The sequence below is a fragment of the Pseudoduganella rivuli genome, from assembly GCF_009674485.1.
Classification (GTDB): Bacteria; Pseudomonadota; Gammaproteobacteria; order Burkholderiales; family Burkholderiaceae_D; genus Rugamonas; species Rugamonas rivuli_B.
Map to the genome: position 1 here is coordinate 1 of NZ_WKJJ01000024.1, position 18,716 is coordinate 18,716.

At 63.9% G+C, this 18,716-nt stretch carries 9 protein-coding genes; 4 read left to right on the top strand and 5 right to left on the bottom strand.

The features are described 5' to 3' along the window. A partial coding sequence (locus tag GJ700_RS29250; RefSeq protein WP_154380704.1) for a CHASE3 domain-containing protein occupies positions 1-2,272 on the bottom strand: 2,272 nt, incomplete at its 3' end. A 149-nt stretch (positions 2,273-2,421) separates the two neighbouring features. Between GJ700_RS29250 and GJ700_RS29255 the strand changes: the two genes are divergently transcribed. Next, positions 2,422-2,871: a hypothetical protein gene (locus GJ700_RS29255; protein ID WP_154380706.1), complete on the top strand. Its 450-nt coding sequence runs from the start codon at positions 2,422-2,424 to the stop codon at positions 2,869-2,871. 96 nt (positions 2,872-2,967) lie between these two features. Here GJ700_RS29255 and GJ700_RS29260 read toward each other — a convergent pair whose 3' ends face one another. After that, positions 2,968-3,345: a DUF4148 domain-containing protein gene (locus tag GJ700_RS29260; RefSeq protein WP_154380708.1), complete on the bottom strand. Its 378-nt coding sequence runs from the start codon at positions 3,343-3,345 to the stop codon at positions 2,968-2,970. A gap of 212 nt (positions 3,346-3,557) precedes the next feature. Here GJ700_RS29260 and GJ700_RS29265 point away from each other — a divergent pair, with 212 nt between their 5' ends. Next, positions 3,558-4,454 (top strand): LysR family transcriptional regulator, encoded by an 897-nt coding sequence (locus GJ700_RS29265; RefSeq protein ID WP_154380710.1) that lies wholly within the window; start codon positions 3,558-3,560, stop codon positions 4,452-4,454. A 37-nt stretch (positions 4,455-4,491) separates the two neighbouring features. Then, positions 4,492-6,246 carry a M28 family peptidase gene (locus tag GJ700_RS29270; protein WP_229507315.1) on the top strand — a complete coding sequence of 585 codons (1,755 nt, stop codon included), beginning with the start codon at positions 4,492-4,494 and terminating at the stop codon, positions 6,244-6,246. Positions 6,247-6,264: 18 nt separating this feature from the next. Here GJ700_RS29270 and GJ700_RS29275 read toward each other — a convergent pair whose 3' ends face one another. From GJ700_RS29275 to nudC, 3 genes are all read right to left on the bottom strand, one after another. Further along, a complete protein-coding gene (locus GJ700_RS29275) occupies positions 6,265-7,665 on the bottom strand; it encodes a thioredoxin family protein (RefSeq protein WP_154380712.1) in 1,401 nt (466 codons plus the stop codon). 3 nt (positions 7,666-7,668) lie between these two features. After that, complete coding sequence (folE, locus tag GJ700_RS29280) at positions 7,669-8,235, bottom strand: GTP cyclohydrolase I FolE (RefSeq protein WP_154380714.1); 567 nt, start codon at positions 8,233-8,235, stop codon at positions 7,669-7,671. Between the two features lie 71 nt (positions 8,236-8,306). Then, the gene (gene nudC, locus GJ700_RS29285) at positions 8,307-9,134 is read right to left on the bottom strand and encodes an NAD(+) diphosphatase (RefSeq protein ID WP_154380716.1); all 828 of its coding nucleotides are present in this window, start codon (positions 9,132-9,134) and stop codon (positions 8,307-8,309) included. Between the two features lie 173 nt (positions 9,135-9,307). Between nudC and GJ700_RS29290 the strand changes: the two genes are divergently transcribed. After that, positions 9,308-18,589, top strand: a complete 9,282-nt coding sequence (locus GJ700_RS29290) for a beta strand repeat-containing protein (protein WP_154380718.1) — start codon at positions 9,308-9,310, stop codon at positions 18,587-18,589. Positions 18,590-18,716 lie beyond the last annotated feature (127 nt).

An 18,716-nucleotide genomic window follows, 5' to 3' on the forward strand; every position in this document is an offset into this window, starting at 1 on the left:
CCGCGGGCGGCGCCGCGCCGTGCGATGGCGCAGGAACCGGCTGCGCAGCCACGCCGGCTGCCCCGGGCTGCGTGCCATGCGCACCATGCGTGCCGGGAGCGCCGGTGTGCGCGGCGCCCTCCTGCGGCGGCGCGTACCACACCGGCAACGTCAACGTGAATGTGCTGCCTTCGCCCGGCGCGCTGGCCAGTGTGATATTCCCGCCCAGCAGGCGCGCCAGGTCGCGCGAAATCGCCAGACCCAGCCCGGTGCCGCCGTAGCGGCGGCTGGTGGTGCCATCCGCCTGCTGGAAGGCGCCGAAAATCGCTTCATGCTGCTCCGGCGCGATGCCGATGCCGGAATCGCTGACGGCAAAGCGCAGGTTCCCCTGCCCATCCGCCGTGATGCGCAGCGCGACCTGGCCGTGCTCCGTGAATTTCACGGCATTCGACAGCAGGTTTTTCAGGATTTGCTCCAGCCGCTGGCGATCGGTGAACATCGCGGCGGGCACGTCCGGCCCGATGTCGACGGTGAATGCCAGCTGTTTGTGGCGGGCCAGCGGGTCGAAGGTATGCGCCAGGTTGTCCGCCACGTGGCGCACGTCCAGCTGTTCCGGCGCCAGTTCCAGCTTGCCGGCCTCGACTTTCGAGATGTCGAGGATATCGTTGATCAGGTTCAGCAAGTCGTTACCCGCCGAATAAATCGTTTGCGCGAAGCGCACCTGCTCGTCATTCAGGTTGCCCGGCGTATTTTCGGACAGCAGCTTGGCCAGGATCAGGGAACTGTTCAGCGGCGTGCGCAATTCGTGCGACATGTTGGCGAGGAATTGCGACTTGTACTGGCTGGCCCGCTCCAGCTCGCGCGCCCGGTCTTCCAGCAAGCCCTGGACTTCGGCCAGCGCCGCGTTGCGCTGGTCCAGTACCTGCGCCTGTTCCGATAATTGCTCGTTGGTCTGTTCCAGTTCCGCCTTCTGGTTTTCCAGGCTGGCCTGCGATTCTTCCAGCACCTTCGACTGTTCTTCCAGTTCTTCATTGGCGGTGCGCAGCTCTTCCTGCTGCACCTGTAATTCCTCGTTCAATTGCTGGGTCTCGGCCAGCACTTCCGCAATGCGCTGGCGCGCCAGCGTGGCCTCGATGGCGGTGCCGATACTGGCCGCCGCCTGGTTCAGGAAATCGATATGGCGCTGTTCCGGTTCCTGCAAAAAGCCCAGTTCCACCACGCCGTTGACGATGCCATTGCTGTCGACAGGCGTCAGCAGCACATGGCGGGGCTTGGCCGCCCCCAGCGCGGAACTGATTTTCACGTAATCGTCCGGCAACTGGTCCAGCCGGATCAGGCGGCGCTGCTCGGCCGCTTGCCAGACCTGGCCCTCGCCGGCCAGCACCACCGGGTCGCGCTGCAAATCGTCGCGGCCATAGCCGTAGGCGGCGGTGCGGCGCAGCGTGCCGTCGGCTTCGCGCACATACAGCGCGCCCACCGCGACGCCCAGGTATTCGGACAGGAAGCTTAGCAACGCTTCCGACAGTTGCGGCAGCGCCATCTGCCCGATCCCCTTTTCCGCCAGCCGGCTCTGGCCGCCGCGCAGCCAGTTTTGCTCCTGCAAGCGCGCCGCGTGCTCGCCTTGTTCGCGCAGCGCGTCGCCGAACAGGGTGGTCAGGTGCGTCATGTCGCGCCGGCCATTCATGGCCAGGATGCCGCCCACCAGCAGGCTGACGATCAAGAAGGCGGCCACCGACCAGTTGGTGACGGTGCGCGCCTCGGCATTGCGGTCGGTCAGCAGGCGCTGTTCGTTGGCCAGGAATTGCTGCAGCAGCGAGCGCACTTCATTGAATTCCAGCTTGCCCCGCCCCGCCTTGACGGGTCCCAGGTAATCGCCGCCGCTGCGGCGCAAGTCGATTACCAGTTGCGCAAAGCGCTCCCACTGCTGGTGCTGGGCCGCGATGGTGGCGACGCGGCTCGCTTGCGGCGGATTGTCTTCCACGAGTTTTTTCAATTCCACCAGTCCCGTCTGCAGCCGGGGCCTGGACAACTGATAAGACGCCAGGAAGTCTTCATCGCCCGTCAGCAGGAAACCGCGCATGCCCGATTCCATGTCCGACGCCAGCTTGCCGATTTCATTGGCCTGGGCGATGGTGCGCTCCGAATGCTCGACCCATGACAGGACGTTCAGCAGGTACAGCAGCAAGCCGATAAACACGGCGACGTTGACCACGCCGGCCACCAGCGGCAACGTGATATTGCGGTTCAGGATGCGTCGGAAACTGCGGTCGTCCTGGGGGCCTGGTCCAGTCATGGTCGGAATCTGGGTTTTCGCTTGGGAGCCACAAGTTTATTCCAAAAGCAATTTTTTCCGCCTCCGCGGCAGCCAATCGTGCGCCCGCTGTACCGCTGCAAGATGGTGCTGGCTATAATGGACTGACCCGCCAACTTTGCCTGTTTGCCATGCGCCGACTCCTGATTGTCCTGCTTCCGTTATTGCTGACCGCCTGTGTGCGCGACACCGCCACCTATTACGTGGACAAGGCCAGCAACCAGCACAACTTGTCGTTGCGGCGCCAGCAGGATTACTTCTGGAACGATAACGTGCGCGTGATCCTGGTGGCGACGCGGATGCCGGATTGCATGCGCCAGATTCCGCTAGGCGAGATGCTGCTCGACGAAGTGGATATCGAAGTGTTTGCCCAGCCGGAAAATCACTGGACCCTGCGCTCCGCGAACCAGGTGTGGCAAGTGGAAACGCAAAGCTGCGCGCTGATCGGCGAAGGGGGACCGGTGGCGGGCGACAAGGTGGGAGCGTTCAAGGTCGATGCCAAGAACAAGCTGGTGTTTGAAGAGGCGGTGCCGCCCGTGGCGCCTGCGCCGGCTCCAGCGCCGGCAGCCCCGGCCAATTAATACCTGCGCCCCGGTGGCTTATGCCACCTCCTTGACGCACGCACGGCGGCAAGCTTTCAGCTTACCGCCCTACGGGTTTAACTGCTCATCACCTGGTTACTGCGCGGCCTTTTTGGCTTTCGCGGTCGCCGTCAACGTCGCCTGTGCACGCTGGCTGCCTCGGGTATCGAAATAGCCCCCGTATTGCGCTTCATTGAAATCCAGTTCGCCGTTGGCGCGGGCTGCCAGCACTTCCGCTTTCACCTGTTCACGCGTCAGCGTCGACGCCACCGGCTGCACGGGCGGGTAGTTGTATTCGTTGAAGTCCAGCTCGCCGGCGGCGCGGGCGCGCAAGACCTCGGCTTTCACTTGTTCCCGCGTCAGCGTGGATTTCTGCTGCTGGGCCTCGTGGATGAACTGGTCCAGGTCGGACTGGGCAAAGGCGGCGCCGGTGGCCAGCAGCAGGGTTGCGGTAGCGAAGAATTTGGCTTTCATGGTGATCTCCCTTGGAGAAGTGATTGCGATGAAGCCATCTTAGGATTTAATTTACCGATAAAAAAGCGCAAAATTCCGCACAGAATTATCTGATAATCCGATCATCATCCGCCGTCGCTGGCCGACCGCGCTCTCCCCGCAGCCATTGTGCTATGGTGCGATTTACTAATAAATAAGGCATTCGATCGAACTTTATTCGGCCAGGATTAACAATGGACCAGTTCCGCGTCATGCAAATCTTCAAGGCCGTTGCCGACGCCCGCAGTTTTACGCAGGCGGCGGAACAACTGGACTTGCCTCGCCCGACAGTCACCAATGCCGTGCAGGCGATCGAGCAAAAGCTGGGCGTGCGGCTGTTGCAGCGGACCACCCGCAAGGTCAGCCTGACGGTGGAAGGCATGATTTACCTGGACCGCTGCACGGCGCTGCTGAGCGAACTGGAAGACGTCAACGCGCTGTTCCTGGGCGACGGGCGGCGGCCGTCGGGCACCATCCGCGTGGATTTGCCGGAGCGGGTGGCGCACCACACGGTGATCCCCGCCCTGCCGGATTTTTTGCGCCAGTATCCGGACATCGCCGTGCGGCTCGGTTCCAGCGACCGTATTGCCGACCTGGTGGGCGAAGGCATCGATTGCGCGATCCGGGGCGGCGTGCTGCGCGACTCCACGCTGATTGCGCGCCGCCTGGGCGACATGGAACAAATCAACGTGGCGGCGCGCGCCTATCTCGAGCAGCATGGCCGCCCGCAAACGCCTGCGGAACTTTCCCGCCACCAGGTGGTCAATTACTTTTCCAGCATGACGGGGCGCGACGCGCCGTGGGAATACGTCGACGAACACGGCGCCGTGAAAACGCTGGCGCTGCGCAGCCGCGTGTCCGTCAACAACACGGAAGCGTACCTGGCCGCGTGCCGCGCGGGACTGGGGCTGATCCAGATGCCGCGCGCGGGGCTGCAGGGCTTGCTGGCGTCCGGCGAACTGGAGGAAGTGCTGCCGCAATGGAAGCCGGCGCCGCTCCCGGTGTCGATTGTCTACTCGCATAACCGGCATTTGTCACCCCGGGTACGGGTATTTGTCGACTGGCTGGCGCACGTGATGCAGCTGGAATAACTGTGACACAATAGATACTTTAAGCAACATTTTTACCATGATCACACCGTCCCGCCCGGTCCAGGCATTCTTGCTGGCGCTGTTCATACCAGCCATGACGCCGACCCTGGCACAGGCTGCCGTAGCGGCGCCCCTCGTCGCGCACTCGGTGCGCGCGGAGCCGCGCGCCGAAGCCCGTCCCGAGACTGCCGCCGTGAAAATCGATGGCGCCGCCATGCTGCGCCATGTCCAGGCGCTGGCGTCCGATGAATTCGAAGGCCGCGCGCCCGGTTCCCGTGGCGAGACCGTGACGCTGAACTACCTGCAGGACGTCTTCAAAAAGACCGGCATCGCCCCCGCCATGCCCGATGGCGGCTACCTGCAAAACGTGCCGATGCTGTACATGCAGTCGACGCCGTCGCTGTCCTATGCGCCGGTGGGCGGCAAGTCCGTGACGCTCGCGTATCCGGACGATTTCATTGCATGGTCGATGCGCGCCGAGCGCAAGGTCAGCGTCGCCAATTCGGAACTGGTGTTTGTCGGCTATGGCGTGACGGCGCCGGAATTCCAGTGGGACGATTACAAGGGCGCGGATTTGAAGGGCAAGACGCTGGTCATGCTGATCAACGATCCGCCACTGCCGGACCCGAAAAAGAAAGGCAAGCTGGACGACGCCATGTTTGGCGGCGCGGCCATGACGTATTACGGCCGCTGGACGTACAAGTTCGCGATGGCGGCCAAACTCGGCGCGGCCGGCGCGCTGATCGTGCATGAAACCAAACCGGCCGGCTATCCGTTCGACGTGATGCGCAACAGCTTCGGCCGGGGCAATTACGGCATCAAGGTCAAGGGCGATACGCCAGGCTTGCCGCCGGTGCCGGGCTGGCTGAGCCTGGCGCGGGCGCGCGACTTGTTCAAGGCGGGCGGACACGATTTCGATGCGCTGAAAAAAGCCGCGCTGTCGCGCGACTTCAAGCCGGTGCCGCTGGGTGTGACGGCCAGCATCGCGGTGGCCAATGCGTGGGGCGACATGGCGTCGCACAACGTGGTGGGCAAGATCGACGGGAGCGATCCCAAGCTCAAGGATGAAGCCGTGGTGTACACGGCGCACTGGGACCATTTCGGCATCGACGACACGTTGCCCGGTCCCCGTTCGAAACAAATTTTCCACGGCGCGCTGGACAACGCCACCGGCGTCGCGGCGCTGCTGGAAATCGCCCGCGCCTACAAAGCGCTGCCGCCGGCCCGGGCGCCCAAGCGCACCGTGCTGTTCGTACTGACCACGGGCGAGGAACGGGGGCAGCTGGGCGCGCAATTCTACACGCGCCATCCAGTGCTGCCGCTGGCCAAAACCGTGTTGTCCATCAACCTGGACGGCATGAATGTGTGGGGCAAGACACGCGACGTGATTTTATCCGGCCACGGCAAATCCGCCGCCGACGACCTGGTGATGGCGGCGGCCAAGCAGCAGGGCCGCATCGTGAAGCCGGAAATGCACGCGGAATCGGGCATGTTTTACCGGGGCGACCAGTTTGAATTTGCCCGCGCCGGCGTACCGGTCATCTTTACCCAGGGCGGCGTCGATTACATCGGCAAACCACCCGGCCAGGCGGGCAAGCTGGCGCAATATACAGCGCACGATTACCACACGGTCAACGATACCGTGCAGCCGGACTGGGATATGGCAGGCGCGGCGCAGGATGCGGAATTGCTGTTCCATGCGGGGTACCGGGCGGCGCAGGAGGCCAGCGGACCGCAGTGGAAGGCGGGAGCGGAGTTCAAGGCGGTGCGGGAGGCGGCGGCTGGGAAATAAGCTGCCGCCCCCCCACAATCACAAATTGGCGGTCAACGTGCGCTGCAACGCGCCGGCATGCGGCCCGGGCACCGTCAACAACGCCAGCTTGCTGGCCAGCCGCTGCAATTGCGTGCGGTTGCGCTGCTGGTAAGCATCCGGATTGGCGGCGATTTCGCGCTCCAGTTCGGCGGCGGCCGCTTCGATGCGGGGCAAGTCCTGCGGCGACAAGTCGATCACGCTGGTCAGGTACGTCGTGCCCCACTGCAGGCGCGTGGCGCTGCCTTCGGCGGCATTCCATGCCTGTTCATACCAGCCCAATGTCGCCGCGACATCGCCACGGCGGCGCGCGGCCGAAGCCAGGCTCAGCATGAAGTAATACGGCGAGTGCGACGTCGCCAGTTCCGCTTGCAGCAACGCTTCCGCCTGTTCCGGCAAGCCCGCGTCGTTCAGGGCGCTGACGGCGGTGTTGACCAGCGTATGGCGCGCAGCCGGGTCGGCTTCCGCTTCCAGCGCCTGTTCGACCGTGTGCTTGACGAGGTCGACCATGCCTTCCGCCGGCGCACCGATGCGCACCATGCGCATTTGCAGGCGCACCGCCATCAGGCGGTCGCCGGCCGACAGGCTGGCGTCGGCGGCAAAATTGCGCGCGGCCTGGCCCAGCGCAGCCACCAGTTCAGCCTGGCGGGCGCCCGACCACTTGATCAGGTTGACGCCGCTGTTGACGAGGATATCCATGTTGGCGCGCGCCAGGCGCAGGTCGCCGAACACGGTTAATAAACGGTCGGCCGCCGCGGCAATCGCCGCCGCTGCCTGCGCGGCGCTGGCCGACGCATTGCCGGCCGGGCCGCCGGTCGCGATCCGGCCGGCCGCCGCCACTTGCGCGTGCAGGTGCAAACGGGCGCAGGCATCGCCTGGCGGGCAGCCTGCGGCCAGGCGCGCCAGCACCGCAGGCTGTTCGGCCGCGGCCGACAGCTTGCCTTCGTCGGTATCCCACGAATACAGGCTCAATAACGACCACTCGGCCTCGTCCAGCGCACGGGCGCCGGTCAGCGCGGCATGCAGCGATTCGGCCGCCGTGTATTGGGCCGCCAGCGCGATGTCCAGCGCGGCAATAAAGCGCTCGCCATCGAGTTCGCACGGCAGGCGCGTAAGTTCGCGGCCATCGGGCGTGTACAGCACCAGGGTCGGATAGCTGCGCAGGCGGTATTGCGCGGCCAGCGCCTGCGCGCCGGGCGCATCGCCATCGAGCCAGAACGGCAGCAGGTTGCGCATGCGCTGCGCAAAATCAGGCCGGCTGAAGATATCCGCTTTGACGCGGTTGCACGGCGGGCACCAGCCCGCGCCCCAGTACAGGAACAGGGGACGGCCGTTGCCGGCCGCCAGTTTGAAGGCGGCGCCCAGGTCGCCGCTTTGCCACTCGATCGCCGCGCCGCCCATGTCTTATGCCTCGCGCGCCAGGGCCAGGAATTCCGTGCGCAGCGCCAGGTTCGGCTGCAATTCGCCCAGCATGGACGACGTCACGGTTTCTTCACCAGGAGTACGGATGCCACGGCTTTCCATGCACAGGTGGCGGCATTTCACCACCACGCCGACCGCTTTCGGTTCCAGCGCATCCATCAGCGCATTGGCGATTTGCTGCGTCATGCGCTCCTGCACTTGCAGGCGGCGGGCAAAGCAATCCACCAGGCGGGTCAGCTTGGACAAACCGACAATCTTGCCATTCGGGACATACCCCACGGTGGCCTTGCCAAAGAACGGCGCCAGGTGGTGTTCGCAATGGCTGTAGACGGGAATCCCTTTCACCACGATCAATTCATTGTATTGCTCGGCGCCGTCCTCAAACACTTTCAGCAAATCGACCGGGTCTTGCTCGTAGCCGGCGGTCCATTGCTTCCACGCTTTGGACACGCGGTGTGGCGTTTCCAGCAGGCCGGGGCGGTCCGGATCTTCGCCCAGGCTGGCCAGCAGGCGGCGCCAGTCGTTCTCGTTAAATGCTTCTTTTGTCATAATGCGGGGCCATAAAAAATGCGATTGCCGCCAGTATATAGAAAACAGCGGCAAGGCACCGGCCCCGGGGGTTATTTCCCCGGCGGACGGTGCGCATTGATCAGCGCCGACGCAATCGACACCATCGCCCCGTCGGCCGGCCGCTCCGGCCACTCGTCATCCGGACCAAACCAGCGCGCCTCGGCGATCTCGTTCGGGTCGACGCGGATTTCCCCTTCCAGGTAATCGGCCGTGAACGCCAGCATCAGCGAGTGGGGAAAAGGCCACGACTGGCTGCTGAAATATTGCAGGTTATGCACCTTCAGCCCGACTTCTTCATAAACTTCGCGATGAATTGCCTCTTCCACCGACTCGCCGGCCTCAAGAAATCCAGCCAGTGCCGTAAACCGTTTATAGGGGGCATTGGCGTGCAGGGCCAGCAAGACCTGGTCGCCTTTGCGAATCAACACCATCATGGCGGGAGAAATGCGCGGATAAGCGGTCATGCCGCACGCGGGACAAATAAAACTACGGTCGCCGGTAGCCAGTTTCATGGGGGTGGCGCAAGCGCCGCAATAGCGGTGCGTCCGCGCCCACTCCGCCAACTGGTAAGCGCGGCCCGCCAGGCCCAGGAACTCGCCGTCCAGCACGCCAAGCAGCGAACGCAGGCTGTGCCACGAATAATCTGGATGTTGCACAACGTCACTACTCGACCATGAAGTCTGGTACACTTTTTGTTGCCATACGCCAACAGGGTGAGTTGCCTCCGGATCAATTGACAGCCCTGCATCAGGCCCCGGCAGCGACAGGTCGGAAGTACGCAACAGGACGCGGCCGCCGTGGAACAGGAAAATGCGGGTTTCCCCTATGGGGCCGGGATGATTAATGGCAGGCTGGAATGATTCGGGAGTTTTCAGCATGGTAAGTATTTTCAAAAAAATATTAAACGAAGCATAACCCGACTTCTATTTGCATTGTTAATGATTAAGCGCTAAGTCATTGTTTCCAGACCAAGATTTACGATACTTTTCGCTCCCTTTTCTCAAAATGGCTCCGATTGCAGGTAAGATATATTGCTGTTAGGAGATAAAAAATGGCCTCGATCGTCACCACATTTACCACGGCACAAATTGCCGGTTTAACCACGGCACAGGTTGCCATCTGGGGTACCCAGGACCTTGCCGCGCTGACAACGGATCAGGTGCAAGTGCTGAGTACAGCACAATTGCGGGCCATTAACAGCACCACGCTGCGCGCCATGACAGTGGCCGGCATCCAGGCCCTGAGCACGGACCAGCTGGCGGGATTCTCCACGCTGCAAGTGCCGAACCTGGGCACCAACCAGATTGCCGCACTGTCGCCCAGCCAGTTTTCGTATGGCTTGAACAGTGCACAACTGGGTGCGCTGACGTCGATCCAGATCCCCGCGCTGAACTCTTACCAGATTTCCCAACTTGAGACGTCCGACATTGCCGACATGGGCACGCGCCAGATCAATGCGCTGACCACCCGGCAACTGGCCTTCCTCAGTGATGCCAACCTGGCCGCCCTGACCACCCAGCAAGCCGCGTCGCTGTCGTCGCGCCAGGTGGCGGGCCTGACCACGGCGCAGCTGAACGCGATGGAAACGTCGGACTTCGCCGCGTTGGGCACCGCGTCGCTGAACGCCCTGTCGCTGGCGCAAATGCGCAGCCTGGACGATAGCCACGTCGCCGCCTTCAACACGCTGCAAATCCGCGGCCTGACCACGAATTTGCTGGCCGCGCTGACCACCGACCAGGTCGATGCGCTGGAAACCAATGACCTGGCCGCGCTGACCACGTTCCAGCTGGGCATACTGACATCGGCGCAAATCGAAGGGTTGACGGCCGCCCAGCTGGGCGCCTTCAACACGCTGCAATCGACGTCGCTGACCACGTTGCAAATGGCGCGCATCAGCTCGACGCAACTGGCCGCGCTGAATTCGGTCTCCTTTGCCGCATTGAAGACCCACCAGATCGCCGCCCTGTCGACCGCCACCGTCAGCGCGCTGAACACGCTGCAACTGGGCCTGATCAACAGCCTGCAAATCCAGGCGCTGACCACCAAGCAGCTGCAAGCGCTGGATGCCACGCAAATCGCGGCATTGAATACCTTGCAGGCGTCGTCGCTGGCGACGCGCCAGGTGGCCACCCTGCTGACCAGCCAGCTGACGGCAATGGAAACCACGGACTTTGCCGCGCTCAAGTCGACGCAGCTGGCCGCGCTCAACACGCTGCAACTGTCGGTGCTGGACACCGGCTTTATCGCCACGCTGAAGTCCACGCAAATCCCGGGCTTCGACACCAAGCAGATCCGCGCCCTGTCCAGCGACCAAATCGCCGCGCTGGCCACCAACGTGATCGCCGCGCTGAAGACGCACCAGTCGGCCGCGCTGTCGACCGACGCCATTGCCGGCATGGGCACCGCCCAGGCTGCGGCACTGAATACGCTGCAAGTGGCGGCGCTGACGTCGCTGCAGGCGCGCGTACTGACCACCGACCAGATCATCGCCCTGTCCAGCCAGCAAGCCAATGCGCTGGGCACGCGCCTGATTGCCGTGCTGACCACCGACCAGCTGATGGCGCTGGAAACCGCGGACTTTACACGCCTGCAATCGCAAATGCTGGCCGCGCTGAACACGCTGCAACTGGCATCGCTGACGACCGACCAGATCGTCGCACTGAACACCCAGCAAGCGGGCGCGCTGACCACGCGCCAGATGCTGGCGCTGACGTCCGACCAGCTCAACGCGCTGGAATCGTCGGACTTGCGCAGCCTGAAGACCAACCAGATTTCCGTGCTGACGACGGCGCAGATCGTCGCGCTGGCCAGCAGCCAGATCGCCGCGCTGACGTCGCTGCAAGCGGGCGCCATGACGTCGCTGCAACTGAGCGTGCTCGATACCGCGCAAATGGCGGCCTTCGCCAGCGCCGGCCTGACCGCGCTGAAGACCAACCAGATCGCCGCGCTGTCCACCGATAACATCGCCTCGATGGCGACCAGCCAGTTTGCCCAGCTCAATTCGCTGCAACTGGGTGCGCTGACGACGCTGCAGCTGACCGCGCTGAACACGGGCCACATGGTGGCGCTGACCACCTTGCAGGCCGGCGCGCTGAATACGCGCCAGCTGGCGTCGCTGAACAGCGACCAGGTCAATGCGATGGAAACCATCGACTGGGCCGCGCTGAAGACCCAGCAAGTCATCGCCCTGACCACCGACCAGGTGAGCGCGCTGGCGACGAACCTGATTGCCGCGCTGACCACGGCGCAGACTGCCGCGCTGACCACCAAGCAAGTGTCGGTACTGAACACGACGCAAATCGCGGCGATGGAAAGCAATGACTTTGCCGCGCTGAAATCGAACCAGCTGGCCGCGCTGACCAGCGACACGATAAGCCTGCTGTCCACCGCGCAGGTGGCCGGCATGGGCACGCTGCAAGTCACGCAACTGAACACGTCGCAAATCGCCGCGCTGTCGTCCGACCAGATCATCGGCTTGCGCACCAGCCAGGTGGCGGCGCTGTCGTCGCAGCAAGTGGCGGCCCTGCAAACCAGCCAGCTGGACGCATTGCCAAGTGCATCGTTTGCCGTGCTGAAAACCAACCAGCTGGTGGCGCTGACGTCCGACCAGCTGATGGCCCTGAACACGTCGCAAATCGTCGGCATGACGACGGCGCAAGCGGTCACGTTCACCAGCAAACAAGTGTCGATGCTGACCAGCCTGCAACTGGCCGCGATGGAAACGTCCGACCTGGCCGCATTGCGCTCGAACCAGGTGGCGGCGCTGTCGACCGACGCCATGACCGGCCTGACCACCACGCAAGTGCAGGCGCTGACGTCGCTGCAACTGGGTTCGCTGACGTCGACCCAGGTCCAGAACCTTTCCACCGACCAGGTGGTGGCGTTGACCACGAGCCAGGCGTCGAACCTGGGCACCCGCCAGGTCGTGGCGCTGACCAGCGACCAGCTCGGTGCATTGGAATCGCAAGACTTCGCCGCGTTCAAGACTCACCAGACCGCCGCGCTGACCTCCGACCAGATTGCCGCGCTGCCGACCGCGCTGGTGGTCGCGCTGACGACCCTGCAAGCGGGCAACCTGACCACGCAGCAAATCGCCAGCCTGACGTCCGACCAGACCAAGGCCATGGAAACCAACGACCTGGCCGCGTTGAAGACGCACCAGGTGGCGGTGCTGGGCACCGACAACCTGGCCGCGTTGACCACCGATCAAATGCGCGCCATCACGTCGCTGCAAATCGGCGCGCTGACGTCGGTCCAGCTGAACGTGCTGTCGAGCGACAATATCGCCGCGCTGACCACGCTGCAAGTGACCAACCTGCGCACCAACCAGATCGCCGCCCTGTCGACGGATCTGCTGGGCGCGGTGGAAACCATCGACTTCGCCGCGCTGCGCACCAACCAGGTCGCGGCGCTGACGTCGCTGCAAACGGGTACGCTGTCGACCAGCCTGCTGGCCGCGCTGACCACGCAGCAAACCGGCGCGCTGTCCACGCCGCAAATCGCATCGCTGTCCACCGACCAGATCCGCGCGCTGGAGACCAATGACCTGGCGTCGCTGAAGACGGCGCAACTGGGCGGCCTCTCCACCGACCACCTGGCGGCGCTGACCACCGACCAGTTGCTGGCGCTGACGTCGACGCAAATGGCGGCGCTGAGCAGCCTGCAATTCTCGGCGCTGACCACCGACCAGCTGGGCTTGCTGAATTCCGTCCAGCTGACGTCGCTGTCGACGGCGCAAATCATCGGCCTGACCACGTACCAGCTGGCCGGCCTGTCGACCACCGCATTCTCGCGCCTGAAAGTCACGCAAATTGCCGCGCTGACCACGTTGCAGGTGGCCGGTCTCGACACCGCCCACATCGTGGCGCTCAACTCGCTGCAAGCGGCGGCCTTGACCACGCTGCAAATCGGCGCGCTGACCACCGACCAGGTGGCGGCCTTCGATACGGAAGATCTCGGTTCGCTGAAGACCAACCAGCTGGCATCGCTGAAGACGGACCAGATCGGCGCATTGACCACCGACCAGCTGCAAAGCCTGAAGGCATCGCAAATCACGGCCTTCAACAGCACCCAGCTGCCGGGCCTGTCGTCGCTGCAAATCGCGGCGCTGACGTCGCTGCAAGTGTCCAGCCTGAACACGGCGCAAATCCAGGCGCTGGCCACCAGCCAGCTGGCCGCGCTGGAAACCGACGATTTCGCCAGCCTGAAAGCCACCCAACTGGCCGCGCTGACCAGCGACCAGGCGTACAACCTGACCACCCTGCACGTGCAGGCGCTGACCACGCTGCAGGCCGCATCGCTGACCAGCACGCAGTTGTCGGCCCTGAGCACGGCCGGCATTGCCGCCATCGAACTGGAAGACCTGGCCGTCATCAAGGTCGGCCCGCTGGCGTACCTGACCAGCGCCCAGGTTGCCGCGCTGACCACCGACCAGGTGGTGGCGCTGACCAGCCTGCAAATCGGCGCACTGACGACGGAACACATCGCGTCGCTGACCACCGACCAGTTGCGCGCCATGGAAGTGGTCGACCTGGCCACGTTGCGCGCCAACCAGCTGGGCGCACTGACCACCCTGCAACTGACGTCGCTGCAAGACTTCCAGGTGCAGGCGCTGACGTCGCTGCAACTGACGTTGCTGAACAGCGAGCAATTCCAGTCGCTGACCACCGACCAGATCGTGGCGCTGACGTCGTCGCAAATCCGTTCGCTGAACACGCTGCAAATTTCGACGATGACGTCGACGCAGCTGGCGGCCATGGAACTGGACGATTTCGCCCTGCTGAAAACCAACCAGATTGCCGCGCTGACCACCGACCAGGCTACCTGGCTCAGCAATGACCAGATCATTTCGCTGGCCACGCAGCAAACGGCGGCGCTGACCACCGACCAGTTGCTGGCCATGACCACGGCGCAGTTGCAGCAGATCGAGTGGGATGACATCGCGATTCTGACCACGTTGCAACTGTCCGCACTGGGCACGAAACAACTGGAAGCGCTGACGGAAGAACAGTTGCAAAGCTTCACCACGCTGCAAATGCGTGCACTCAATTCCGACCAGCTGAGCGCGCTGAGCACCGCACGCATCGTGTCGCTGACGTCCGCACAACTGAATGCGCTGACGTCGGCCCAGATTCCGAACTTCACGACCCTGCAAATCCGGGCGATTGAAATCGATGACTTCGCTGCACTGACCACGCGCCAGATCGCCAACATGGCCAGCGAGCAAGTACATGCGCTGACCACCGACCAGATCATTGCGCTGACCACGTTGCAAGCCTCGGCGCTGAACTCCGACCAGTTGCAGGCGCTGTCGTCCGACCAGCTCAACGCGCTGGAAGCGGAAGACCTGGCCGTGCTGGCGTACAACCCGGCGATGGTGTTGACCAGCAACCTGATTGCACTGCTGAACATCACGCAAATCCCGAACCTGACCACCAGCCAGCTGGCGGCCATGGACAGCGACCAGGTGGGCGCCTTCACCACCGACCAGATCGACGCGCTGACCACGTACCAGGTCACGGCACTGCAATCGAGCGTGTTGCAGGCGCTGCGCAGCGACCAGTTGCGCGCCATTGCCGTCGACGACGTGGCCGTCATGACCACGGCGCAAATCAATGCCATCACCAGCGAGCAGGTCGGCCAGCTGACCACCGACCAGGTGCAGGCGCTGACCACGGCGCACCTGGCGAACATGGCCACCGGCCAGTTGCAGGCGCTGACGTCGTCGCAACTGGTGGCCATGGAATCGCAAGACCTGGCCGCGATCCGCACCAGCAACGTGACGGCGCTGACCAGCGACCAATTGATCAGCCTGGGCTCGGACCAGGTGGTGTACCTGACGTCGGCCCAGTTGAACGCGCTGAACAGCGAACAATTGCAATCGCTGACCACCAGCCAGTTCGCCGTGCTGACCACGGTGCAATCCGGCGGCCTGACCACCGACCAGATCGGATTACTGCTGAGCACGCAAGTGGCGGCGCTGGACGTGGCCAATGTTGCCCGCATGTCCACCCTGCAACTGAATGCCCTCGACACCGTGCAGCTGGGCGGCCTGACCACCGACCAGGTGGCGGCGCTGAGCACGCTGCAAGTATCGACCCTGGATACCACGCTGGTGGCCGCACTGACCAGCGACCAGTTGAACGCGCTGGAAACCAATGATTTGCGCGCCCTGAAGAGCGCGCAAATCGCCGCGCTGACCACCGTCCAGGTGGGTGCGTTGTCCACCGACCTGTTTGCCCTGCTGACCACCTTGCAACTGGGCGGCCTGGACACCGAACAAGTTAGCGTGCTGTCCACCGACCAGGTGGCGGCCCTGACCACGCAGCAGGCGGCCATCCTGACCAGCGACCAGTTGAATGCGCTGACCAGCACGCAAATCGCGGCGATCGAAACCGTTGATTTGAAAGCGCTGAAGACCAGCCAGATCCAGGCGCTGTCCAGCACGCAGGTGGCGGCGCTGTCCACCGACCAGTTCAGCATCCTGACGACGGCGCAGATTGCCGCGCTGTCCGCGTCGCAAATCAACACCGGCGTCACCACCGACCAGGTTGCCGCGCTGACCACGCTGCAAGTACGCGCGCTGTCCAGCGCCCAGTTCGACGCGATGACGTCGGACCAGGTGGCGGCCATTGAAACCACCGACCTCGGCGCGCTGAGCTCGCTGCAAATGTCGACCCTGGGCACCGGCTTGCTGTCGTCGCTGACGACCATGCAAGTCAATGCGCTGTCGACGTCGGCACTGGCCGGCCTCAGCACCCTGCAACTGTCGGAAGGCATCACGTCCGACCAATTGTCGACGCTGGGCACGCACCAGCTGAACGCGCTGTCGACGCTGCAATTCTCGACCCTGGCCAGCCAGCAAATCGCCGTGCTGTCCACGGTCCAGATGGCGGCCCTCGGCACCAAGGCTGTCGCGGCGCTGACCACGGACCAGATCATGCTGGGCCTGACCAGCGAACAGGTGGCGGCGTTCAATACGGCAGCCATCACGACCTTGAAGTCCAGCCAGATTTCGGCCCTGCAAGATGGCCACCTGGCTTCGCTGAATACGCAGCAACTGGGCGTGATGACCAGCGTCCAGATGGCAGGCTTCGATACGCACCAGTTGAATGCGCTCGACACCCTGCAAATCAGTGCGCTGAGCACGGCGGCGATCGCGTCGCTGAGCACCGCGCTGATCAACGATGGCTTGAGCAATACGAACATTGCCGCACTGACGACTGCCCAGGCGGTTGCGCTGACCACGTTGCAGTTGAATGCAATGACCAGCGACCAGTTGAATGCGTTTGAAACCAGCGACCTGGCCGTCCTGACCACCAAGCAGATCAGCTTGCTGGACAGCACGCTGTTCCTCGAACTGAACAGCGCGCAAGTGGCGGCCCTGACCACGTTGCAAGTGCGGTCGCTGACCACCCTGCAAATGGCGGCGCTCGATACCGCGAACTTCGCGGAACTGTCCACGGATCAGCTGGCGGCCCTGACGTCCACGCAAATCCGCGCCATCGATACCGGCACCCTGTCGACGCTGCCGACCAGCAACCTGGTCAGCCTGGCGACCGCCCAGCTGGCGTCGCTGTCGACGTTGCAGATTTCCAGCCTGGCGCTGACGCAAGTGCCGGTGCTGACCACGGACCAGATCCCGGCCCTCACCAGCGTGCAGATTGCCGCGCTGTCGGCCGACCAGATGCTGGCCGTGACGACCTTGCAAATCGGCGCGCTGACGACGGCCCAGATCGGCTACCTCAGCACGGTGCAACTCCCGGCGCTGACCAACGCCCAGCTGGCGGCGATTTCCACCGACCAGATCCAGGCCATCAAGGTCAGCCAGATCACATCGCTGTCGGTCGACCAGATCGGCCTGCTGTCCAGCGACCAGTTGACCAGCTTCACGACGCTGCAGATCAGCAACCTCAGCAATACCCAGGTTGCCGCCCTGACCGGCTCGCAAGCGTCGACCCTGGCCACGCAGCAAATTACCGCGCTGAAGAATTCGCAACTGGCGGTCTGGACCGTGGACCACATCAGCGCACTGACCACCGAACAGGTGGGTGTGATGACGACGTCGCAGATCAGCAACCTCAGCACCGACCAGATCGGCTACCTGCAGGACAGCCAGTTCGAAGGCTTCACCACCACGCAAGTGGCGGCGTTGAAGGCCAGCCAGGTGTCGGTCCTGAGCGCGACGCAGCTGTCGTCGCTCAGCGATGCGCAAGTGCAGGCGCTGACCACGGCCCACGTGGCGGCGCTGACCACGGCGCAAGTGTCGGCCCTGCCGCTGACGCAGCTGAACGCGCTGAACACCTTGCAACTGCAGGCGCTGAAAGCCACGCAAGTGCAGGCGCTGACCACGGAACAGGTGGCCGGCTTCAACACGCTGCAAGCGTCCGCGCTGAGCACGCTGGCGCTGGTGTCGTTCACCACCACGCAAATCAAGGCGCTGGAAGTGGCCGACCTGGCCGCCATGTCGCTGGCGCAAGTCAACACCTTCAGCGCCAGCCAGGTTGCCGCGATGACCACCGACCAGACCATGGCGCTGAACGCCGGTTCGTCGTACTACGCGTCGCCGCTGGTGCTGGACCTGGATGGCAACGGTGTCACCACCGTCAGCCTGGCCCAGGGCGTGGCGTTCGACATCTACGCCGACGGCAAGCCGGTGCAAACCGGCTGGGTGGCGCCGCAGGATGGCTTGCTGGCGCTGGACCGCAACAATGACGGCGTCGTCAACGATGCCGGCGAACTGTTCGGCGACCATACGAAACTGGCCGACGGCGGCACCGCCAGCGACGGTTACCAGGCGCTGGCAGCGCTGGACGCCAACGCGGACGGCGTCATCGACAGCAGCGACGCGGCGTACAGCCAGTTGCGCGTGTGGGTCGACGCCAATACCGATGGCGTCAGCACGAGCGCCGAACTGCACACGCTGCAAAGCCTGGACATCACGTCCGTGACGGTGAAAGCGCAAACCGACGGCAGCGTCGACCATGGCAACATCGTGGGCCTGAAGTCGACCTACACCCGGGGCGACGGCAGCACCGGCGACAGCGCCGACGTCTGGTTCCGCACCAGCAAGTCGGCAATGTCGGCCCAGGTCAGCAGCCTGTCGCATGCACTGTCGAGCTACGCACTGGCGCAAAGCACCGCGCCGGTCACCGTCCAGTTCACGCTCGATACCGGCAGCGAACAATCGCAGACCGTGCAGCAAATGGCCGACGCCATGCGCGACTTCACCACCCACTCGCCGTTGCTGTCGACGGCGCCGGTGGAACGTCCGGATGGCATGCAAAGCCTGAAACAGGGGCAGACCGGCTGGCTGGCCTTGCCAGGCAAGTAATCCCTGACGCTACAAGCCGGCGCAAAGCGCCGGCTTGTAGCGCCTGCCGGTTGTAGCGCCACAACGCCGCCCCGCGCGGCGCCTGCCTCCGCGCGCCATGCCGGAGCGGCAAGACCACTTCACATTT